This is a genomic window from Clostridium peptidivorans, from assembly GCF_900205925.1.
Classification (GTDB): Bacteria; Bacillota; Clostridia; order Clostridiales; family Clostridiaceae; genus Clostridium_AK; species Clostridium_AK peptidivorans.
Genome location: NZ_OAOD01000017.1, coordinates 29,543 through 53,263 on the forward strand (window position 1 = coordinate 29,543; position 23,721 = coordinate 53,263).

The 23,721-nt window shown below is 29.4% G+C and carries 24 protein-coding genes; 2 read left to right on the plus strand and 22 right to left on the minus strand.

Annotated elements, in window-relative coordinates:
* Nucleotides 1-7 precede the first annotated feature (7 nt).
* From CRN98_RS18075 to CRN98_RS13205, 8 genes are all read right to left on the minus strand, one after another.
* Complete coding sequence (locus CRN98_RS18075) at nt 8-139, minus strand: hypothetical protein (RefSeq protein ID WP_278335429.1); 132 nt, start codon at nt 137-139, stop codon at nt 8-10.
* Between the two features lie 233 nt (nt 140-372).
* Complete coding sequence (locus CRN98_RS13175) at nt 373-1,044, minus strand: ABC transporter ATP-binding protein (protein ID WP_097027893.1); 672 nt, start codon at nt 1,042-1,044, stop codon at nt 373-375.
* The gene (locus CRN98_RS13180; RefSeq protein WP_097027894.1) at nt 1,037-2,191 is read right to left on the minus strand and encodes an ABC transporter permease; all 1,155 of its coding nucleotides are present in this window, start codon (nt 2,189-2,191) and stop codon (nt 1,037-1,039) included. Before CRN98_RS13180 ends, CRN98_RS13175 begins: the two co-directional genes overlap by 8 nt.
* Before the next feature lie 344 nt (nt 2,192-2,535).
* A complete protein-coding gene (locus CRN98_RS13185) occupies nt 2,536-3,420 on the minus strand; it encodes a DUF4351 domain-containing protein (RefSeq protein WP_097027895.1) in 885 nt (294 codons plus the stop codon).
* A 240-nt stretch (nt 3,421-3,660) separates the two neighbouring features.
* Nucleotides 3,661-3,876 (minus strand): DUF2922 domain-containing protein, encoded by a 216-nt coding sequence (locus tag CRN98_RS13190; RefSeq protein ID WP_097027896.1) that lies wholly within the window; start codon nt 3,874-3,876, stop codon nt 3,661-3,663.
* Between the two features lie 34 nt (nt 3,877-3,910).
* Complete coding sequence (locus CRN98_RS13195) at nt 3,911-4,156, minus strand: DUF1659 domain-containing protein (protein ID WP_097027897.1); 246 nt, start codon at nt 4,154-4,156, stop codon at nt 3,911-3,913.
* A 189-nt stretch (nt 4,157-4,345) separates the two neighbouring features.
* Nucleotides 4,346-4,927, minus strand: coding sequence for a sigma-70 family RNA polymerase sigma factor (locus CRN98_RS13200; protein WP_143331298.1), 582 nt, complete (start codon nt 4,925-4,927; stop codon nt 4,346-4,348).
* A 30-nt stretch (nt 4,928-4,957) separates the two neighbouring features.
* The gene (locus CRN98_RS13205; RefSeq protein ID WP_097027899.1) at nt 4,958-5,638 is read right to left on the minus strand and encodes a hypothetical protein; all 681 of its coding nucleotides are present in this window, start codon (nt 5,636-5,638) and stop codon (nt 4,958-4,960) included.
* Between the two features lie 242 nt (nt 5,639-5,880).
* Here CRN98_RS13205 and CRN98_RS17955 point away from each other — a divergent pair, with 242 nt between their 5' ends.
* Both CRN98_RS17955 and CRN98_RS13215 read left to right on the plus strand, forming a co-directional pair.
* A complete protein-coding gene (locus CRN98_RS17955) occupies nt 5,881-7,008 on the plus strand; it encodes a DnaD domain-containing protein (RefSeq protein WP_097027900.1) in 1,128 nt (375 codons plus the stop codon).
* Nucleotides 6,992-7,780: an ATP-binding protein gene (locus tag CRN98_RS13215; protein ID WP_242960954.1), complete on the plus strand. Its 789-nt coding sequence runs from the start codon at nt 6,992-6,994 to the stop codon at nt 7,778-7,780. The genes CRN98_RS17955 and CRN98_RS13215 overlap by 17 nt, the downstream gene beginning before the upstream one ends.
* 62 nt (nt 7,781-7,842) lie before the next feature.
* Here the strand turns inward: CRN98_RS13215 and CRN98_RS13220 are convergent, their stop codons facing one another.
* The 14 genes from CRN98_RS13220 to CRN98_RS13285 all read right to left on the minus strand — a co-directional run bounded on the left by CRN98_RS13220 (nt 7,843) and on the right by CRN98_RS13285 (nt 23,695).
* A complete protein-coding gene (locus CRN98_RS13220) occupies nt 7,843-8,268 on the minus strand; it encodes a peptidoglycan-binding protein (protein WP_097027902.1) in 426 nt (141 codons plus the stop codon).
* A 156-nt stretch (nt 8,269-8,424) separates the two neighbouring features.
* Entirely contained in the window at nt 8,425-9,342 is a 918-nt protein-coding gene (gene galU, locus CRN98_RS13225; RefSeq protein WP_097027903.1) for a UTP--glucose-1-phosphate uridylyltransferase GalU, read from the minus strand.
* A gap of 286 nt (nt 9,343-9,628) precedes the next feature.
* Nucleotides 9,629-10,675, minus strand: coding sequence for a dTDP-glucose 4,6-dehydratase (gene rfbB, locus CRN98_RS13230; protein ID WP_097027904.1), 1,047 nt, complete (start codon nt 10,673-10,675; stop codon nt 9,629-9,631).
* A gap of 60 nt (nt 10,676-10,735) precedes the next feature.
* Nucleotides 10,736-11,605: a glucose-1-phosphate thymidylyltransferase RfbA gene (gene rfbA / locus CRN98_RS13235; RefSeq protein ID WP_097027905.1), complete on the minus strand. Its 870-nt coding sequence runs from the start codon at nt 11,603-11,605 to the stop codon at nt 10,736-10,738.
* 74 nt (nt 11,606-11,679) lie between these two features.
* The gene (locus CRN98_RS13240) at nt 11,680-12,777 is read right to left on the minus strand and encodes a DegT/DnrJ/EryC1/StrS family aminotransferase (protein WP_097027906.1); all 1,098 of its coding nucleotides are present in this window, start codon (nt 12,775-12,777) and stop codon (nt 11,680-11,682) included.
* Nucleotides 12,778-12,803: 26 nt separating this feature from the next.
* Nucleotides 12,804-13,535 (minus strand): CatB-related O-acetyltransferase, encoded by a 732-nt coding sequence (locus tag CRN98_RS18080; protein ID WP_097027907.1) that lies wholly within the window; start codon nt 13,533-13,535, stop codon nt 12,804-12,806.
* A gap of 105 nt (nt 13,536-13,640) precedes the next feature.
* Nucleotides 13,641-14,207 carry a GNAT family N-acetyltransferase gene (locus CRN98_RS13250; protein ID WP_097027908.1) on the minus strand — a complete coding sequence of 189 codons (567 nt, stop codon included), beginning with the start codon at nt 14,205-14,207 and terminating at the stop codon, nt 13,641-13,643.
* A gap of 242 nt (nt 14,208-14,449) precedes the next feature.
* Entirely contained in the window at nt 14,450-15,406 is a 957-nt protein-coding gene (locus CRN98_RS13255) for a hypothetical protein (RefSeq protein WP_097027909.1), read from the minus strand.
* 12 nt (nt 15,407-15,418) lie between these two features.
* Nucleotides 15,419-16,117: a WbqC family protein gene (locus CRN98_RS13260; RefSeq protein WP_097027910.1), complete on the minus strand. Its 699-nt coding sequence runs from the start codon at nt 16,115-16,117 to the stop codon at nt 15,419-15,421.
* Entirely contained in the window at nt 16,114-17,577 is a 1,464-nt protein-coding gene (locus tag CRN98_RS13265) for a lipopolysaccharide biosynthesis protein (RefSeq protein ID WP_097027911.1), read from the minus strand. The genes CRN98_RS13260 and CRN98_RS13265 overlap by 4 nt, the downstream gene beginning before the upstream one ends.
* Nucleotides 17,578-17,931: 354 nt before the next feature.
* Nucleotides 17,932-18,894 (minus strand): glycosyltransferase family 2 protein, encoded by a 963-nt coding sequence (locus CRN98_RS13270; RefSeq protein ID WP_242960956.1) that lies wholly within the window; start codon nt 18,892-18,894, stop codon nt 17,932-17,934.
* Nucleotides 18,895-19,149: 255 nt separating this feature from the next.
* Nucleotides 19,150-20,298: an EpsG family protein gene (locus tag CRN98_RS13275; RefSeq protein ID WP_097027913.1), complete on the minus strand. Its 1,149-nt coding sequence runs from the start codon at nt 20,296-20,298 to the stop codon at nt 19,150-19,152.
* A 662-nt stretch (nt 20,299-20,960) separates the two neighbouring features.
* A complete protein-coding gene (locus tag CRN98_RS13280; protein ID WP_179632141.1) occupies nt 20,961-22,064 on the minus strand; it encodes a glycosyltransferase family 4 protein in 1,104 nt (367 codons plus the stop codon).
* A 515-nt stretch (nt 22,065-22,579) separates the two neighbouring features.
* Nucleotides 22,580-23,695, minus strand: a complete 1,116-nt coding sequence (locus tag CRN98_RS13285) for a glycosyltransferase family 4 protein (protein ID WP_179632143.1) — start codon at nt 23,693-23,695, stop codon at nt 22,580-22,582.
* Between the last annotated feature and the right edge of the window lie 26 nt (nt 23,696-23,721).

A 23,721-nucleotide genomic window follows, 5' to 3' on the forward strand; every position in this document is an offset into this window, starting at 1 on the left:
CATCTTCTTAGTTTAGAGGCTTGTTTACTTTTGGAGCTGTTTCTTCTGTACGTACTGGCTGTGGTTCTGACATAATCTTCAGTATCTTCTGCTCTGCCTGTTCCTGTGTTAATACTTCACCCTTATTTGGCTTTTTCATAATAAAAATCAACTCCTTTAAAAGTTTTGTAGGTTTTGTAAATAAAAGTTTTTAAGCATATAATATTAGAGTCCATAATGACTATATTAACATTATGAACTCTAACTAAAATTGCCTCAATCTATATTATATCATAATTAGACAAAACTTGCTGAAAATACACTTATTTGTCGCTTACATTTTACTCCAAGGGCCAGACCCCTGGTTAAATATCCCAGGGGTCTGGCCCCCAACTACAAAACTTTTCCGTCCTTTATTTCAATTATTCTATCAGTCTTTTTAGCTATCCTCTCATCATGAGTTATTATGACAAAGGTGGTTTTAAAGTTTTTATTTATATCCCTAAATATATTATATATGCCCTCTGCTGAATTAGAATCTAAATTTCCTGTAGGCTCATCTGCTAATATAATTTTAGGATTATTCATAAGCGCTCTTGCAATGGCAACTCTTTGTTGCTGTCCACCAGATAAATCGCAAACCTTTTTCTTCCTAATTTCTGAAAGTCCGACTAAATCTAAAAGCATTTCTGCCCTTTCACGAGTTTTTCTGCCACGAAAAACTTTACTTATAGTATGGGGCATAAGCACATTTTCCAAAGCATTAAACTCTGGAAGAAGATAATGAAATTGAAATACAAAACCTATCTTTTTATTTCTAAGAGCTGCCAGAGAGCCTCTACTAATTTTATCAATCCTTTTATTTTCAATATAAAGTTCTCCGCTTGTGGGTTTATCTAAAGTCCCCATTATATTTAAAAGAGTAGTTTTGCCACTGCCTGAAGCTCCTATTATAGAGCTAAAGGAACCTTCCTCAATGGACATATTCACATTATGTAATACTTCAGTTTTAACTCTTCTTCCATATGTCTTATTTATATTTTTAAGTTCTATAATACTATCCATTTTTAATTACCTCCATTGCACTTAATCTAAAGGACTTTAATGCTGGGAATATTGCAGCTAAAATTGAAGAACTTATAGAAATTAAAGATGACATAATTATAAACCTATTATTTATAATTATATTTACAATGGGTTTTCCATCAGAGGTAACTATGTACTTATTAAAACCTTTTATATATATTAACGTAAATAAAATCCCTACAGCTGTTCCTATTGCCCCTAAAATAAGAGCCTCTAGTAAAAATATAAAAGCTGCTGAGCCGTCTTTTATTCCCATGGCCTTTAAAATACCAATTTGCTTATACTTTTGTACTACGCTTATATTAAGTATGCTCATTATACTCAATACAGCTGCAAGAAGTACAAAAAACTGAATTATAATGGAACAAATCTTTTGCCCAACTATGGCACTGGCTACAAACTTATTTTGTTCCTTCCAGTTTTCTACTTTTAAATCCTTATCTTTAAGCATCTTTTTTATGTTACTTCCAATATAATCTGCATTATAAGCATCTTTAACTGAAATTTCCATAGAAGTAACCTTCTCCCCAAGGCCAGATAAGTCCTGAGCAGTCTTTAAATCAGTCATAATCCAAGCACTATTTAACTTAACTGCCCCTAAATCATAAAAGCCTGATACAGTAAGCTGAGTTTTTCTTCCTTGAGAACTTATTATATCTATTTTATCTCCTATATTTATATTGAACTTATTTTTTAATTCTTTCCCAACAAGAGCCTGACCAGGTTTATTAATCATATTTCCTTCATAAAGCTTGGCCTTCATATCATAGAGCGTATTAATATCCTCAGGAATGAACCCCCTCACTTGTACATTTTGTTTGTTATTATCTGGGCTTATAACGGTATAATGGTCAACCACTGGTGCTACTGTAGTTATATTTGTATCTACAGCTTTTATTTTCTCTTTTACATTTTTCCATGAATCTATACTTTCTTTAGATGATGTCACAGTAATATGAACAAAACTTCCTACGACCTTACTTAAAAGGCTTTTTTCAAGTCCCTGACTTAGTAGACCTATAAAAATCTGTACAGATATCGCTATAGCAATACCAATAACTATAATAAAGGTTTGTATCTTACTACTTTTTAAAAATCTTACAGCTATTTTTAAAGATGTTAACATAACTAATCCTCCATTAAATTGTAATTATTATACCAATAACTTAAGTATATCATAACTTGTTTATTGATTTATAATTAAAACTGATACTTCTGTACTTATATCATAGGTTCAATAAATAATTACAAATATAAAAAAACTACCAAACTGCTATTGCTCAATTTGGTAGTTTGCTTCATGGATGTCGCCAAGTTTCTTCTGTTCTTTCTTCTTAGCTCTTCCTTCTCTAAATCCTATTTTTACTTTTAACTCTTCGCTTCAAATGTCTCATTTTCCCCTTACTTCGCTTTTTGGTGGTGCCACCGCATACCCTTGTGTGGACATGATTCACTGGCCATACTTGCTTGCTATTGTGAAATATACTTTTCTACTTCTTCCAAGCTATTTAAATCAAAAATATCCTCACCTATTAATTCAAGATTATATGAATCTAATTTTTCTATGTTTTCTCTCATGTCTTTAGATAATAACCCAAATTTTTTAGTTAACTGCTTTATTATTAATTTTGCCAACCTAACTCTTTCTTCCTCTTTTCCCCTGTCATAAGGTTCTTTATATAATGCAGATGCCATATATATATCCTCCTTTACATATTTCTCTAATACCTCTTCTTTATAAAGTCTTTTACTCAACTCCACTGTTAAATAATAATAATCTTTATCTTCTAGTTCTTCTACAACTTTTAAGCATTCCTCAATATGCTCTAAATCACTTTCTTTATCATTTTTCATAAATACTCTCAATGGATAAAGAACTACTTTTTTGTCTTTAAGTATTTCATTCTTATCCATATCATATGCTTTTATAACTTTATATTTATAATTTAATATTTCATCATTTAATACAGTTGCTTGTATACCATTGATTATATTACTTATGCTTGGCTTTTTTAATATAATCAGTACTTGATATATAGGAAGTTCTTCATACCAGTTAATATAAGTATAATATCTAAGCATTCTCTTACTCATTTCTTTATTACTCTTATAATTAGTTTCAAACTCCATATGTAATATAAATTCTTCTTTATTCATAGTAACTTTTGCAATATAATCAGCGTCTCGCATATCTGCCATTGATAATTCAGTAAACTCTAGATGTACTTCTTCTGCATCATCTATATTAGGTATACCCAAACTAGCTAATCCCTTAAAATCTTTTCTCTCTAATGTTTTAATAGTTTCATCAAATACATGTTTTCTTGTTTTTATATCCTGTAAATCTTTACTCATTATTTATATTCCTTTCCAAGGAAATTAAAGTGTATTTTCTTAATATTATTATATCAAATCATTCAACCTTTTACACCGATATTTCAACTCAATTTTACTAAATATTCATTTAACATAAAAACTACAGAAACTCTCAATTCCTGCGGTTCTTCTTACTGGCTACCGCCGAGTTTTTTCGCTTGCTAATAAAACACCTGAGTTGGAACCATAAAACGGTTCTATCCCAGGTGTTTTTAAATACTATAGTTTTATTTCAGTTTTTTCTCTATCTACCACATAAGCACCGCTTTTACTAGCCAAGTCTCCATCTTTGGTTTCAAATACATTTTTGGCAATTATAGTATCCATAAGTGCATTAGCTTCTGCTGCAGTTACTGCATCTTTTATATTGTTTACTGTGATGCTGGTCTTCTTTCCTCCGACGTTCACAAAGGATAAAACTAAACTCTTAGCCATAAATCATTCCTCCTTTTTTATGAATAAGCTAATATTAAATAGTTGAACTAAATACGCTGTCTTCTTGTTTCTTAGCATACAAAACTGGATTTTTAAGTACAGGAGATATTGCCTGTGCAACAGCATTTAAGGCATCATCAGTTGCAGCAGTTTTGATTTTGGAGAATCTTTGACTTCCAAGAACGTCCTTGCCCTCGTCATCAGTTCCCACCACATATTCAAGAATTAAATACTTTTTAACCATATCAGCTGTAACAGCCATACTATCAACTCCTTTCATTAACACACCTCAACTTATTTAAGATGTTTCATTTGCATGATTTATAGAAATCTATGATCTCGTTATAAATCAGCACATCTCAATTCATTTGAGATGTTTCACTATTTAATATGCAGTAAACAGGAAAGTGAGAAAAAATTAGCATATGTTCTAATTTGGCAACTAGATACTATAACACCTGGTCACTGCTTACTCAAAAGATTCTCTAAGCTTTTTGATTACTTGCTTTATCTTATACCTTGATTGGCTATAAGTAATCCCCATTGATTCTGCATAACTCTTTAAACTCCTCCTATCAAAATACACCCATTTTATCATGCTTTGTTCTTCTTCATTTAAGAGTTTAATAACTTTTTTAAGTTGCTTATAAGTCTCCTTCTTTAAATGCTCCTCCTCTAAATTAAAGTCATCCTCTATTCCATCTTGCAGCGTAAGTCCCTCTCCTGTTTCAAAATCCATACTGTATTCAGCATTATGGCGGGATTCTTTTCTTATAAGATAATAAAAGTTTCTCTTAATTGATGCCAAAGCATAGTACTCAAAGTTTTTATTTAAAGGCTTGTACATATTTATAGCCTTAATGAGGCTTATATACCCTATTTGAATTAAATCTTCTATGTCATACCCCTTTACATAGGTACATAGGGCTTGCTTTTTTATATACGGTTTAAAGTATATAATTAAATCTTCTAAATTTTTTTTGTCACCACCTTGAGCTTTAAGAGCTAACTCTTCCAAATATATAGAGTTTTCTTTCTTAAACTCATTCATACTCAAAAGATTCTCCTCCCCTTAATTAAGTTAATGCCTATGAAAATCATGCAAACACTCAAAGACTTCACCCATAAGCTTTACTTCCTCTTCATTTTCTTTTTCCCATATATACATTGCATACTTTACCTGCTCTCTAAACCTCTCAATTCTTTTTAAAGCTGTAGTGTATTTGAGCTCTCTATCCTTTGCATAGGCTTCAGCCGTGATATATTGATTTTCTAAAATAAACTCTAGTACATCTTTACTTTCCTTACTTAACTTATCCTCAATCATATCAATTAAAGGACTGTATACAAGTTCATCTTCTACAGTGTTAAGCATTACTTGTTGAGACCTTTCAGCAATTATATCAAAGCACTGTTCTTCTCCATAATTCTTTTTTAAGGAACTATATTCTTCCCTCCTTTTTCTCTTTCTCTTTTTTTCATTATAGCTATTTACAAAAAAATTTTTCATTGCCCTTGTAATGTAATAACAAGTTACTTCCTTATTTTCTTCTTCAATTTTATTATGCAACTTATACAGAGCTATAATGGATTCTGAAATAAGCTCTTCTAAGTCCTGCCAGGAAAAATATTCGCTGCTGCAGCATCTTTTAGCGTATGAAATTATACATCTTTCAATACTACCCCAATATTCTAATGTCTTCTCTCCATATACAGGCTGTACTTCATCCAATAACCTTTTAGCTTCATAATCTGTCATCATATTACACTCTCCCCCTATAATACTTATATTTACACATTAGTATAATTTATCCCTATATAATATATAAAACAAATTAGTCTCTCCAAAAAAGACAGCAAAATAAAAAAATATTTTATTTACCCTGTCTTTTTTGAAGAAGTTAATTTGTTTATATATAAATAGAGGGATATTTATGTTGAAGTTGCAAATTATCCAAATCATCCCAGGAGTCTGGCCCCAAAAGAACAAAGGAGGAGAATATAATGGATAAAAAATGTGTAGTTATTGATGTAAATCTAGCAGTAATTCTTGGAGTGTCTGAAAGTATAATAGTTCAGCAAATGATTTATTGGCTTGAAAAATCCACTCATATTATAGAAGGAAGGCCTTGGATATTTAACAGCTATGCAAGCTGGCAAAAGCAGCTTCCATTCTTTTGTGAGAGCACTATAAGAAGGCTTATAAAAAAACTTGAAGACATGGAAATTATCTTATCTGGAAATTTCAATAAATCAAAGATGGACAAAACTAAATGGTACAGCATAAATTATGATGCTTTAAATAAGCTTCAAGAAAAATTTAATGCAGAGCAAAATGTTGATAAAAAACAGAAAGATGATGATATTGCAGATAATTGTATTCTTAAAATAGTTACCGATAATGACAATTTGTACTGTGATAATAATGAGCAAATGAAAAAGACTTTTAAAAAAAAGAACTGCTCAATCTTAACAGTGGATGAGACTAGTTTTACTAAACCAATACCAGAGATTACTCCAGAGACTAACTCCAAAGATGTTGTAGTAGAAGTAGAATCCAGACCCCTGAGAGCAAATTGTAAAATAGATAACACAGATAAAACGGTAAAATCAGGTGCAGATGAGGATAATGGCAGAAGCATCGAGGATAAGCTTACGAACTTTGATGCTATTATCAAATTCTTTAGTTCAAATATTCATCTTCCAACTCCACACGAATGTGAAAAGTTAAGGCTTTTGTATGAAGATATAAAAAATCCCGATTTAATCATAAAAGCCATGGAAATCTCCGTAGAAAATAGATCAAGGAGTTTTAGATATATAGAGTCTATTTTATACAACTGGATGGACCTCAACTTACATAGCTTAAACGAAGTTCAGGAGTATATGCAAAACTACAAAGAAGCCGGTAAAAACCAAAGGGGCTGTCTGGAAAATAAAGATTATGACCCTGGAGCACCAAAAGAAAGGAAGGATGATAATCATGGAGAAAAGAAATACTCAAGAGCTAGACAATATTCAAGCTATAATAAAAAGGCTCAGGGAGAAGTCAAAGGAAAATACGCAGGATTTAAACCAGAAGAACCAAAGCTTCCAGAATTCACAGAGGAAGACTTTGCAGAGTTCCGCTAATGATTTTCAAGAAAAGCTTTGGAGTGATAAAAGTTCCACCACCAATTTGAGAAATAAAGGTTATACCCCCGACGTATCAGATGTTTGTCCTATATGTAGAGGAGTTGGCTTTATTGTAAAAAGACATGAAAAATATCAAGATATTATAACTCCCTGCAGCTGCACTGTTAAAAATAATATTAAGTCCAAATGGAAGCTTTCAGGGCTAAATGTGGATAGCTCGCAGCTTAATTTAAAGAACTATAAAATATATAATAACATCACTAAAAAGTGCAAAACTGCGGCTTTAAATTATCTTAAATTCTTTGGTGAAATAAGAAACACAAGACATAACAGCATAGCCTTTCTTGGACAAGTTGGTAGTGGCAAATCCCATCTCTGCACTGCCATAGCCATTAATTTAATAGACAAAGGAGTAAAAGTTATTTATATGCCCTATAGAGATGTAATAACTAAAATTAAACAAAACATGCTGGATGAAGAAAGCTACAGCTCCCTTATTGGCAAGTATAAAACTTCAGAGCTTATAGTAATAGATGACTTATTTAAAGGGAAAATCACAGAATCAGACATAAACATCATCTTCGAAATAATAAATTATAGATATTTAAACAACTATCCCATGATAATTTCCAGCGAATATACCATGGAAAGGCTCCTAGAACTTGACGAAGCAGTGGGAAGCAGAATACTTGAAATGTGCATGGGTAATACCATAGAAATACAAGGAAAGGAAAATAACTATAGGGTTAATGGAGGGGCTAGGGGGTAAAATAAAAAATCCAGTAAAGCAATAATACTCTACCGGAAAAATCCATATACTTTCAATATAATTTATAATCCTAATTTTCTTAAGGTTTGAGGCCCTGGAATACCATCTACAACCATTTTGTTTGCCTTTTGAAATTTCATAATAGCTTCCTTTGTTTTAGCCCCCATAATTCCATCAGGAGTTCCACAATTATAACCAAGGCTGTTTAATTTAGTTTGTATCTTTTGTACTTGTCCATAATTACTTGTTGCACTAGAAATATTTGTAGATTTAGTTTTAAAAGCCTGTGGTATTTCACCGCTATAATTTACTGTATATCCAGCATAAGGACCACTATGATAGTGATAAGTCCCTACTTCATAGCCCCATCCAGATGTTCTGACATGATGTCCACCATTAGAATCAGTCCTTCCTGGATGTGCAAAAGAAGTACTACTAAAAAGCAGTGCTATTATTAGTGATAAAGATAAACTCTTCAACTTTTTCATCATATCTCCCCCTTATATACTAAATTCTATATTTTTAAACATTTTCCTCCTTTTTTTATAATTCATATAACTATAAAGATAAAAAACCAGCAGAATATTTCTCTATTCTACTGGATTTTATATTTGCATTTTATACCAAGTACCTGGCCCCTGGATTTATTTGGTTGCAGCTGCTTCTTTAGAAGCAGTGGTAAAAGATTTAATCTCTTCTGATTTAATTATGTTTATTAGGTATTCCATAAAAGGCTCTCTTAAGTCTTCTCTTTTTAAAGCCATTTCTACTGTTGCCTGTAGGTAACCTAGTTTATCTCCAACATCATGTCTTCTGCCTTCAAATTCATAGGCATAAATTGCTTGCTGGGATAATAGTGTTTTTAATGCATCTGTTAGCTGAATTTCTCCACCCTTACCTGGCTCTGTGTTTTGGAGTATATTGAATATTTCTGGCATAAGTATATATCTTCCTAGAATTGCTATATTTGATGGAGCTTCCTCTATGCTTGGTTTTTCTATTAAGTCCTTAACCTTACAAACTCTATCTTCTATTTTTAATTCTTTAACAATACCATACTTAGAAACTTCACTTTGTGCTACACGCTGAACGCCAAGTACTGATGTCTTGTATTCACTAAAGCAATCCATAAGCTGCTTTAAACAAGGTACCTTATTATCCACCACATCATCCCCAAGCATTACAGCAAAGGGCTCATTACCAACAAAGCTCTTAGCGCAGCTTATAGCATGTCCAAGCCCCTTAGGCTCTTTTTGTCTAATAAAATGAATATTTGCTAAGTTACTTATATCTCGCACAACTTTAAGTAAATCTTGCTTATTTTTTTGCTCTAATTCAAGCTCTAGTTCCACAGATTTATCAAAATGATTTTCGATGGAAATTTTACTTCTGCCAGTAATTATAAGTATTTCCTCTATCCCAGATTCCACCGCTTCCTCTATAATATATTGAATAGTAGGCTTGTCAACTATAGGAAGCATTTCCTTGGGTTGTGCCTTGGTTGCAGGTAGGAATCTAGTACCTAGACCTGCAGCTGGAATGACCGCTTTTCTAATTTTCATTTGTAACTCCCCCCTCATAAACTCTGTAAATTTTTCTTCTGGCTATTGATAATTTTTTTTCTATTTCTATTTCTTTTTCTCAACTTTTCCTTTCCTGATTTCTACTTGTACATTTAACTCTTAACTTTAAATGTAGCACTTCTCTCTCACTTCACCTTTATAAGGTGGTACTACACACCTTAGTATAGGTATGTTTTTATAAACTCATATATTAGTCAATTGCAAAAGAAGGCGTCCCAAAGGACGCTTTCTATTAAAGTTAAAATTATAAGTACCATATTAAATCTTACTTATACATCTTCTCATAATATTTTTGATAGTCTCCAGACGTTACATTCTTCATCCACTCTTGATTATCTATATACCATTTTATAGTCTTCTTTATTCCAACCTCAAATGTTGTTTCAGGATACCATCCTAGTTCTTCCTTTATCTTATCTGGAGCTATACCATATCTTTTATCATGACCTTTTCTGTCTTCAACATATTTAATTAAGCTTTCAGTTACTTCTTTGTCTACATTCTCATTTATATAATTTATAACTGTTTTAACTATTTGTATATTAGCTCTTTCATTATGCCCGCCAACATTATAAACTTCTCCAAGTCTTCCGTTGTTTATTACCATATCAATAGCTTTAGCATGATCTTCTACAAATAGCCAATCTCTTATATTTAATCCATCTCCGTACACTGGTAATTCTTTGTGTTGTAAACAGTTATTTATTAATAATGGTATTAATTTTTCTGGGAACTGAAATGGTCCATAGTTATTTGAACATCTTGTTATATTAACTGGCATTTTATATGTATCATAATAAGCCTTAACCATTAAGTCTGATCCTGCCTTACTTGATGAATATGGACTATGTGGATCTAATGGTGTAGTTTCTGTGAAAAATCCTTCATCTCCAAGTGATCCATAAACTTCATCTGTTGATACATGAAGAAATTTAACTCCTTCTTTAAATCCAGTCTCTGTTTCCCATGCATTCTTTGCACAGTTAAGCATATTAACTGTGCCAAGTACGTTTGTCTTAGCAAATATTTCTGGTTCTCTTATACTTCTATCAACATGGGATTCTGCTGCAAAATGTACAACATAATTTATATCGTATTTTTCAAAGAGACTTGAAAGCAATTCTTTATCGCAAATATCTCCTTGAACAAATGTGTATCTTTTATCATTTTCTATAGATTTAAGATTTTCTAAATTTCCTGCATAAGTTAATTTATCTAAATTTATTATCTCTATCTGTGTATACTTATTTAGCATATATAAGATAAAGTTTGATCCAATAAACCCTGCTCCACCTGTAACAAGAATATTCATAAATCAAATTCCTCCTATGTTATTGTCCTCAGACTTTAATCTATTGCGTATCTAAGATTGTTATACATTCTTAGATACTTCTACTAAATATTTACCGTAATCTGTCTTAATAAGAGGTTCAGCCAGTTCTAGTAACTGCTCTTTTGTTATATATCCTCTTCTAAACGCAATTTCTTCAATACATGCTATATATAATCCTTGGCGTTTTTGAATAGCTTCAACAAAATTCGATGCTTCAAGAAGTGATTCGTGAGTTCCAGTATCTAACCAGGCAAGTCCCCTACCTGTAAGTTGTACTTTTAAACTTTTTCCTTTTAGATATTCATTTATAATAGAAGTTATCTCTACCTCACCTCTTGCAGAAGGTTTTACACTCTTTGCAATTTTAATAACTTCATTATCAAAGAAATATAATCCTGGAACTGCATAAGATGATTTTGGATTTTCGGGTTTTTCCTCAATAGATATAGCATTCATATTCTCATCTACTTCTACGACTCCATAAGCTCTTGGATCTTTTACATAACATCCAAATATTATAGCTCCATTTGATAACTCTGCTGCTCTTTTTAGCCTATTTCCAAAATTAGAAGCATAGAATATATTATCACCAAGTACCAATGCTACAGAAGAATCTCCAATAAACTCTTCTCCTATAATAAAAGCTTCTGCAAGCCCATTTGGATTTTCTTGTACAGCATATTCAAATTTCATTCCTAATTTTGAACCATCTCCCAGAAGTTCTTCAAAACATTTTATATCTCTTGGTGTAGATATTATTAAAACTTCTTTTATTCCAGCTAACATTAGTACTGATAAAGGATAATAAATCATTGGTTTGTCATACACAGGTAATAACTGTTTTGAAATTGATTTAGTTATTGGATAAAGACGAGTACCTGATCCTCCAGCTAGTATAATTCCTTTCATAATTCATGCACCCATTTCTTCTTTAATATTTACTTTATTATTTTTACTTCTATTGTTATTTCATTTTTAAAACTTTATCTTAATATAATATCACAAATTGTATCTACATCTTCTAAGGATAAGTCTGCATAAAGAGGAAGTGTTAACACCCTATCAGATATATATTTTGCTATTGGTGTTTGTCCACAATCAAACTTATTTTTATAGCATTCAAACTCATTTGTTAATGGATAAAAGTATTTTCGAGCATATATATTTTCACTCTTTAATAATTCAGTAACTTCATCTCTACTTAGCTTATAACCATCAAATACAACTGGATAATAAGCATAGTTACTTTTTATTCCTTCTCGAGTCTTGGATAATTTGATACCATTAACCCCACTTAATCGTTCATTATATCTATCAACTACCACTTTTCTTTTTTGAATTTCTTCATCCACATGACGCAAGTTACAAATACCCATAGCCGCTTGGAACTCATTCATTTTTGCATTACCTGCAATATATTCAACAGACTCTTGCCCTGTAATTCCAAAATTCTTTAATTCATTTAATACTTTAGTTAGTTTACTATCATTATAAGTAATAGCTCCACCTTCAATTGTATTAAACACTTTAGTAGCATGGAAACTAAACATGGAAGCATCTCCATATGTAGCAATTCCTCTGCCGTTTACTGTGGCTCCAAAAGCATGAGCTGCATCATAAATTACCTTTAAATTATATTTTTTTGCTATTTCTTCAATAGCATTAACATCGCATACATTTCCATAAACATGAACTGGAACAATAGCTGATGTTTTTTCTGTGATAAGACTCTCTAGTTTATTCACGTCTATAGTATATGTTTTTGGATCGATATCACAAAATACTGGTGTTAGGCCATTTCTTACAATAGCATGAGTGGTAGATATAAATGTAAATGGTGTAGTAATAACCTCACCTGCTAAATTCATTGCTGCAATTGCACATTCAAGTGCTAAATGTCCATTTGTAAAAAGTGCTGCGTTAGGTACTTCTAAATATTTAATAAGTTCTTCTTCTAACCTCTGATGCTTTACTCCCATATTAGTTAACCAATGGCTGCCCCATAATTCCCTTATTTCTTCTATATATTCTTCAAAATTAGGCATTGAAGACCTAGTTACCTGAATATATTGATTGAACATTTTACCCACTCTCCTTTAGCCATCTTTTATCTTTCTTTATTTATTGACTCTGCAATTTGGCAGAGCTTTTCTATGGTTTTATCATTAATTTCAGAGTGAATTAAAAACTCACTATTTTCGATGATGACATCTTTAGGCCAATCCCACCATTTTATTCTTTGTAGAATTTCAATGTGTTTTTCACTAAACCTATATTTAATTGTTCTTGCTGGCACACCAGCAACAATTGCATATGGTTCAACATCTCGTGTTACAACAGCACCAGCACCGATAATTGCACCGTCTCCTATAGTAACTTTATGAAGGATATGTGCTCCAGCAGCTATCCACACATCATTTCCAATACGACACAGTTCTTCATGTTTAGGCTGCATTACAAGATTACCACCGCCAGCTAATATTTGAGAAAACCTAAACAATGGCATTGTTGTAATCTTGCTGTAGTCGTGATCAAATCCACCAATATCTACATTTCGAGCAATAGAGCAAAACTTCCCTATAGTAGAAAAATTTATAGTAGTATTGATTCCGGTATACGTAAAGTTTCCTATTTCACTATTATTAATATAATTTCTTCTGTTTATCGCTATGTTATCCCCAAATTTGCAACTAACAACTGTAGTATCATCTCCAATCGATACATTATCTCCACAAAAGCAATTTTTAATTACAGCATTCCTAAATGCTTTGAAATTACTGCCAACACTATTATCCTCAAAAATTGTATTATCTGAAATTTCAATACTTGTAATACTCAAAAAATCACCTTCCTATTAATTAATTATTTCTATCTAATTAATGGTGTTCTTATTTATAAGATAAGACTTCTTATCTTACCTGATTTAACTAGAAACAGCTACTCACTATTTATCCTCATCCCAATAGCCTGTTTTTGCTATAACTTCTTCATAATCCTCTTTTAATACACCTAAGAGTATTACATCATGATAAGTTCCGTTTTTAAATATTGCTTGTCGTTGTACACCTTCTACCTTGAAGCCTACCTTCTCTGTTACGCGCAGAGATGCCTTATTATAATCAATAGCACTCCCATTTACTCTATTGAGTCGCAATTCATTAAATGCATATTTAAGTTGTGTCATCCATGCATCAGTTGCAATTCCTTTTGTTCTAAGTCCTTTTCTAGCAATTCTCATACCTCCTCCAGAAGCAGAACCATTCTTCCAATCAATATCTCTTAAACCAATCATGCCTACTGCCCCATCTTCTTCTGTTTCAATAATATATCGAATCATCTTATCATTACACTTATATTCTTTATACCACTCTTCTTGGTCTTTTTGGGATATAGGGAATGACCAGCCAACAATCATCTTCTCATACCATGGATCATTAGCTAATTCCCTTAACATTTCTAAATCTTCTTGTTCTATTGGTCTTAACTTAACAACTTTTCCATAAAGTATCATTTAAATTCCTCCTTTTAATTAGATCATGGCTAATAAAAGAATACTTTAAAAAACTTTTTCACTCTGTTTTATTAATCACTAGTTCCGTTTCAGATCCATTTTGCGGAAATACTACCGAAATAGTTATTTTAATATTTTTCTTATCGCTTCCTATCCCAAAGTAATCTATATCCCACAAAATTACTTTTACAATTTAGAGTGAAAACATATGTCCATAGTGCCAAGATTTTTATGCACACTCTCTAATCAAGTATTATTTCTTTTAATTCTCGTATTATGTAATTCATATCATTAACTGTGTATCTTTGATCACAAGGTAATGGTAAAATATTTGCTGCATAATTCTGCTCTATACCATCTTCTGATACATCACTTAAAACATTTGGCCAAAGTGTTGGAATATATATTTTTCTACTTGCCAATTTTTTCCTAATATCAATATCATTTTCTCTATAAAACGGATATGCAAAAGCCCCATCAGGAGCATTTAATTTCAACTTATTATATATTCCAAGTTTATTATCTAAATAGGCATAGTTTTCATTTCTAATTTCACGAACTTCTTCATAATCTATTGCACCGAGAATATTATGTGTTAATTTTGACATATATTTTAGTAGCTCACTATTGAAAACTTCATCGTTATTTTGAAAATCATTATAGTATTCTGAAGCTGTTCCTTCATAACGTCCTAAGATATGAATCATTCTATCTTTAGAAATGTCAATCTTTAAATCATCTTTAATCTTAGTATCTGTAGAAAGATACGCTCCATCAGGTACACCAAAAAACTTCCTACAGGTGTATATCGTATCTATATACTCTATTGGCTTTTGGAAAAATGCATGAGTATTATCTAAAATAATTTGGTTATACTTTTCTTTTAAATAGATTACTTTGTCATTATCTAGTTGTCCATAATAATTTACAATATACAAACATTCGTTATTATTAATGTTCTTATTAAATACGGGCATAAAATCTGAACTTATGTTATAAAATTCAAAATCATAATCATACATCTTCAACATATTAGTCACTGAATCACATAGATAATAAGGAATATATATCTTTTTTATATTTTTTGCTTTTAGAAGATATAATAAAGCATTCCTGCCACTGTTAAGTGATACTAAGTTTTTATAATATTCATTGCTAATAAGCTTTTCTAATCCAAAGTATCCACCTATCTCTTTCATTTAAATTACCCCCTACAGTAACTCATACTGATTCAACATTTTTTTTATATCTTCTATAGAATTAAACATCATTACATCTATAATTGAAAGATTTGACACAAATTCGTTATTAAATTGTTTGTATTTAACTGTCCCAGTCTTTAAAAATCTTAGCTTAATGTCTTTAGCTGCAAAATCTTCATAAGAATATAATTCTTGTCCACCTACTGCATTGTAATATTCATCTGCCCCAAGTATACTGCATATTTCTATAACTTTATCCTTGCCTTTTAAATTATTATTTTTATTTATTGATGATGAAAGGATTATCTTAGTGTCTATGTTCAAATACTTACAAATTCGCCTTATACTATATTCTAAATACCGTGATAAACTCTTTTCATCTTGATTAATAATATTCTCAATAACAGGAAACACATTTGCATAATATGGTGCTTTTTTATAACAAGCTTCAATAGTCTTAAGCAGCTTCTTTTTACAAATGACATTTTCTGATGCCTCAACTTCATTGATAAGTTTATTAGGACTCGCACCATTCATCTGAAGGTTTATCATTTTAGTTTCTCCGCTCATCAAAACTCTGTTTCTATTTATCCACCCCCCCTTAATAAAGTTTACATCATCATATATAACATACTTATCTACCGCATTCATTAACTGCCAATATCCTATATAAGGGAAAAAATATGGTTGCATTATCCCTAACTTCATTTTGTCGCCCCTTTTCTAATTTTAAAAGTGTCTTTTAATGTTGCTAATAGATATATATAACATTCCAATTTAAATATATTTGCCATTATTATATATATAAAGCTTCCAAAAAATATTTGAAGTATCAAAGTTAACCATGATTGCATGTTAAACCATTTAATATTATAAATAATGGCTCCCATTATTAAAGATAATATTAACGATGGAAGAATATCCTTACATTGCTCCTTATAACTATATTTAAGCAATTTTAAATTTGGATAGGCATTTATAAACGTTGATATTATTCCACTAACTAGTGTTCCTATAGCTATTCCATAAGCTCCATAGTTGATAGATATCCATAAAACAATGAGTCCTATTAATTTTTTTATAACTTCCAGTCTCAAGAAAATATCGCTACGTCCTAAAGCATTTATTGCTTGTAGATTAGCAGTATGTATAGGCCATAAAGCATAAGAAGCACAAGAAATTTGCAAAAAAGGAACACATGGTAACCATTTATCCGTTAGCAAAACTATAACTAACGGTTCAGCAATAACAGCTAGTCCTACCATCATCGGGAATAGTATAAATGAGCTTGTAGCAATTGAGCGCCTAACCATTCCTTTAACTCTTTGTCTGTTATCTTGCTCTGATGCTATAGCAGGAAGCATTACTGATTGTATTGAACCATTAATATTTGTTACAATAATTTGTGGGAATTGATCCCCTCTGTTATAAAATCCAAGCGTAGCCGGATTATATATTTTCCCTATAATTAAACTACGCAAATTCATATAAAGTGTATCAATTAAAGATGAAACCAATAGCTTCCATCCATATGAAAATAATCCTTTAACTCTTTTAAAAGAAAATACTAGTTTAGGTCTCCATTTTACTGTAAACCAAAGAATAGTAGTAATCATAAATTGATTTATTAACTGTTGTGCTACCAAGGCCCATACACCAAACCCTGTATATGCGAAAACTATCCCTATAGTTCCAGATACTAGCATTGCCCCCAAGCTGCTGAAGAAAAGCTTCTTAAACTGCATTTTTCTAGATATTACAGCATTTTGAATTGAATTAAATGCTCCAAAAAATAACGTAATTGATAATACTCTAAGTATTAATATAAGTTGTACTTCATGATAAAAAGTAGCTATACTTGGTGCAATAAAGAAAAGAATTATATATAGCAGACTGGCAACAAGTAAGCTTAAATAAAATACTGATGAAAAATCTGTTTCATTTACATCCTTTTTTTGAATAAGTGCTATATTAAATCCACTTTGAACAAATACATTAGCTATAGTAATAAATATTGCTATAAGTGCTATTACTCCGTAATCATCTGGTACAAGAAGCCGGGCTAACGCTATTTGAACTATAAATTGTATCCCTTGAGTTCCCCCACGCTCCATAAGTTTCCAAAAAAGAGAAGCAAGAACTTTTGATTTTGTGCTTTGAACATCCATATTGTGTTTTCCCTCTTTCGTCAATTATGATTTATAATTTGTAGAATGTTTTATTTATATTAAGCCCCTAAAATAACATCATAATTAGAGTTGCAAAATTAAAAGTATATACTAAATACTTTATCTTTAAAACTTAAAACATACCTAATTTCTATGAAACTGCTACTTTCAACGTTAGTTTTAATAACTCAATCTTATTTTCATATAATTTATGTATTTATATAAATTAGGTACTGTATAGGTTGGTTTTTTATTAAATTCTCAAAATTCTAAAGTATACTAAAGACTGATTATCTTTATATCATCCTACTACATTGTAGATTAATTAATCAATTTTAGCGTTGCAGTCCAATTTTATTTAATATATCCTTTAATATATAATAATCCTTGATATACTTTGGGAAAATAACATTTAGCATATATTTTTGTTTTTTCTTTCATTCCCAGGGAATTGTAAATCATTTTATATTTTGGCAACTTAAGTTGTTTTATTTTTCCTCTTACTTTTAATATATCAAACTCATAGTTTAATATTTTTGTATTTACAGCATCAGAATATATTTCTTTAGAATATTGATTAAAATCATTCAGCATATGTATTATTCTCTTCTTAAGATTAACGATTTTTTCTTCTCTATTTTTTTCCGACGTTATTAAGCTTGTCCAAGATCCTTTAACTCCAACTCTATAAGCTGACATAAAATCATTAATATAGTACGCATACTTATGCATTGAACATAAGATTTGTAATGGATAATCTCTAATAGGAGCATTCAAATAAAAATCTGGCATATTATATAATATATCTTTTCTATATAATATGGAATTGGTTGCTATAAATTCTCCATCGCCTAAAATAATATCCTCTGTTGATGAAATACAGCTTTTATTATAAGGTTTAATTACATCTATTCTTCCTTTACCATCCTTAACTATTTCTGCAGCATGAAAACATATGCCACATTCAGGATTGTTCTCCATATAACAAATTTGCTTTTTTAATTTATATGGGTCTGTCCAATAATCATCACCCTCACATATGGCTATGTATTTTCCTTCTGCTCTATTAGCATTTAAAGAGAATACTCTTACTCCTTTTGAATATTGATTTTCTGTTTGATAAATTGCTTTAATAATATGTGGATATTTTTTTTCATAATCCCTAATTATATCTGCTGTTCTATCTGTTGATGCATCATCATGAATAAGAATTTCAAAATCAAAATTGGTTTTTTGCATTAAAAAACTTTCTATAGCTTCAGCTATATATTTTTCATGGTTATATGTAATGCAATTTATACTTACCAATATGCTCATAATTTACTCCTCTTAAAGTTATTTTCTAAATTAATTAATAGTTATTACTATAAATCTTTTTTATTCATTCCTTATATTTATACTTTACATTCATATTCTACATCTTTCTATATTGATTTACACATTATTTCTTATATTTCATATATCATAAACTTCTATTCCATGCCATTTATCTTACATATATAATTTTTTATTATATATGTAAATTCTATTATAAAATTATATAAATAAGTATAGAAACTTATTCTTTAATTATTATAATTTGAATATCATATATAAATATTCCTTCTTAAATAAAATTAGTAATTTGTATATTGAAACTTCTATAATTATTAAAGTAAAGATATAATTTAAAGATATATTATGTGAGTTATATTGTTTGTTATGTTTACATCTTTGTTTTCTGATAAATCCAAAAACAGGATTATGATTTATTAATAAAATATACGTTGGAGATAAGAAATATAACACTGCTACAAATGATACGAATACTCTATAATAATTAATAGATCCTATACAAAATGCAATTATTAATATAATATAATCAAAATATGATTTCATTTCTTTGTTTTGATTTCTATTAGTATATAAGAAGAATAAAAATGTTATACATATTACTATAAGAATGATCAATGAGTCTCTAATAGAATAATCCGTGAAATATCCTCCAACCGTATATAGACTAACTTTTTGTTGTAATTCTTGGAGTATCTTAATATTACTAAAATTATCTATAAAATTGATTATATTTGCTATATTTAAAGACCACGTTGTTAAAAAAGCTATGTAAGCTATCCTTGTAAATTTATTATAAAATCTAAGCATAACTCTAAAAATTAATAATACCCAAACACTAGAATGAAATAAAGAAAGTGCAATATAAATTGACCAACATAATATTTTCTTTTTATTTTCAACTAAATCTATATATAAGAAATATGAAAATAATGCAAATGCAAGCAAACTTCGAATTCCGCTAATAAGACTAAGATATCCAAGCATACTTATAAAATAAAAAGTAGACAGTAGTATATTTGCTTTACTACAGTTGTATTTAAGCGCTACTTCATATATTCTATTAAGCGTTAGATAGTATGTAATAAAGGCTGTTATAGCCGGTAAAAGACCATTTACTCCTAAAAAACTAATTAGGTAAAAATATAAATTTGCTACTATTGATGAACCAAAGGGACTCACAGTTATTGCTAATTTCCAGCCATAATCCCTTAATACATCCAAATATTCATAATGTCTATATAAATCCATTGATTCATCAGGTACGAAAAAGAGAGCAATAATTGAAAATGTTAAACTAATTATAAAAAAATAATATTTCATGTTTTCTTTAGAAAATAAAAAAGAAATAGTAAATAAAAAAATATATGTTACTAATATAACTTTCATTTGCGGCTCCTATATTCTATAAATAATTTTAATCTTAAATTGTTTCTGATAAACAGTATATCGATTTATAAGCTAATAAATATTTTAACATCTATATTAAATAAATCAATTTTATCTTTTTTCATGCAACCTATACTTTCATCATGCTAATACTTTTGTATATAAAGCAAACGATATCTTATTCTAAATAAGACTATGTTATATAATTTAAAAAATTTTATGACCTTTTATGGTGAAATCTTGTATTTATAGTTTCTGTAATTGAGTTATATTGTTATTTAAACTCATTAATTCAAAATAAAATTAGTTATATAAATTCCAATTGTTAACAACATATCAGTTTTCAAAACTATTTTCATATTAAAATAATAAATATATTATTAGTCCCAACCATTAAATCATACTTACTATTGCTACAATTACATCACTACTTATATATTTTGTTGTAATGATTAATTTTTTAAATTGTTAATACTGATAAATGAAAGTATTAGAATCCTTGCATACAAATATAGCTTCTTAATCTATTCTTTTAATTCTGCATTATTTTTTGAACTATAATTGCAAGTTAAATTATCCAATTTCTCTCTCTACACTTTGCTTAAAACTAATGAATATTATCCTCAGATCACATTATATCAACTAAAGTACTTACATGATGCTTACAATATTAAATTAAGTAGCTTTTCCGAGTTTTTTTCCATAGAAAACTCATTTATATAATTTATTTTATCAGCTTGTCTTAATTTTTCGTATTCTCTGTTCTTAATAATAGTATAGGCCTCTTCATCATTGTTAACTAAAAAGCCCGTTTTGTCATTTTTAATAACTTCCATAGTTCCAGAATCATTTCTTCCCATAGCTACAGTATTACAAAATTGTGCTTCCAAATAACTAAGTGGTAATGCTTCTTCATAATTTGATAACAGCCAGAACATGTCAACAGATGAGTAATATGTTCTTAAGCTTTCTCTCTTTATCCTTCCTAAAAATGTTATATATTGAGACAATCCATCATTCTCAATCATTTGCTTAAAGTTACTTAGATACTCACCATCTCCAGCAATCATCCAATGAAACCTCTCATTTTCCAATATCAATCTTTTAAAAATTTTATACATATTATCATAACCCTTTTTTTCAACTATTCTACTTACAGATAAGAGTATATGTGTGTCTTTTGGTATATTAAATTTTTTATGTAAATCAATATAATCATAATGAAATATATTTGTATCTATTCCATTTTTAATAACTTCAATTTTATCTTCTAAGTGTCTTAAATTAGTTTTAGAAATAAACTTGTTCTTCAAATGACTACCAACAGATACTACTCTGAAACAATTGTCAAGTAGTGTTATAAACCCTTTTTTATAATGTGTAATTTTATATAATAAACTAGGGTTAATAAATATTCCTTCCACTTCTTGTCCATGCATGTAAACTATGCATTTTTTTTGAATTTCTTTATTAAAAAACATACAAATGCACATAATTCCAGCAGCATCATTCAAAATAATTTTATCATATTGATCCAAATTAATTTTACATAACTTCCAATAGTAAAATACGGGAATTAATTTTCTTACAGTCTTTATTTCAATTAAATTATATGCTGATTTTTCTCTTCCCTTAATATATTCTGTAATAATATCAACTTGTATGTCATTTTTTGCTAAATTATTACAAATATCTTTTGCTACCATTCCTGCGCCTCCTATTTTAGGCGGGAACTCATGCGCAATTAGTAATACTCTTTTTTTCATAACCATTTCCTCCATTCTTCTTTTTTAGAATATAAATTAGTCCTAAGGCAAAAATAGCGTACTATACATTGAATATATAATCATTCTATAAACATATACTATGAAATCACTATTAAAACTTTATAATCTATTTTATATTCATATATAAATACAAGAATGCACTTGACTACTCCTATTAAGCTAACTGGTAAAAATAAATTACTTACACTATTTAAACTTAACAATATTTTTATAATAGAATAAGTGAGCCGTACAATTTCAAATAAAATTTTATATGATATTGATATAATATATAAAATTATTGATAAATTATTTTAAAATAACAATTCCACAAAAATAGCTAATTTTAAACATTGCTAATATAATTTTTAAAATAATTTAATAAATTTAAATTATGTTTTACCACCTTATTATTTCTTTAAGCTTGAAACTTAAAAATCTGAAAATAAAATTTGCTTTACAAAAATAGACTACATAAAAATATATCAAAGTGCTTCTTTTTAAAGCCTAATCTTTTATAAAATTTCTGTGTAGAATTCTTGGTAATAATTGCTCATAGTTTGTGCAGTGAAATGGTTGAGGAAACAATTCAGAGAGTTCTTACCTTTATTCCCTAAATCAGTTTCAGCATATTTAGTCATTAATCTTGATAGTTTTTGGATATTCTTTGTTGGGAAAAGTTCACCCATATCTTCCATTATATCTCCTTCAAATACTTCAAGATGCGGCTTTATATCTGATAATATTAATGGTAATCCAACTGCCATAGCTTCCAACACTGCCATTGGTAATCCTTCGGATTTAGATGCAGAAATAAACATATCGCTAGCTTGCAGATAATCAATAACATTATCCACTTTTCCAATAACACGTATACCTTCTTTAACTTTATCTTCGCATTCTTTTCTTAATGGACCGTCCCCTATTAATATTAACTCCGCCTCTTTATTGATATTAGCTTTATTAAAAGCATCTATAATCGTTAATGGATCTTTTCTTACGCTTAAAACTCCACTATATATGAATATTTTTTTATTCCTATTCAGATTAAGCTTTTCTCTCAGTTTTATCTTGGTTTGGTAATCAACTAATGAAAATTTTTCTTCGTCTATACCATTTTGTATGGTATAAATTTCCTTATCCAAATCTTTCTTCAACTTATTTGATATTGTATATGAACAAGCGATTGGATAATTCATTTTTGAAAACATTGCAATGTGTTTATAAGCCATAGCCCTACCTAAAATTTTACCATATGTCATTACATAATCTTCATAAGGATAGTTATGTATAGTATTGCAATGTTTATATTTATTTAGATATTTATATGTATATAAATCTGGTCTAAAACCATGGCTATGAATTAAATCAGGATTTATCTTCTCTACACTCCCTTTAATTAATTCTTTGCTTTTATAAAATGAATTTTTTCTATTAACATTTAGGCAATAGGTCTTTACATCTAAAGCATGAAAGTCTGTTGCTCTACTATCATCACTTTCTTTAAACAACGTGAGAATTATTGGTTCAAATCGATTTCTATCTAAATACTTAATTATTCCATATAATTGATTTACCGGTCCACATCTTTTTAATGAAGATATGATATATAAAATTTTATATTGCTGCAAAATAAACACTTCCTTTAATTATTTTC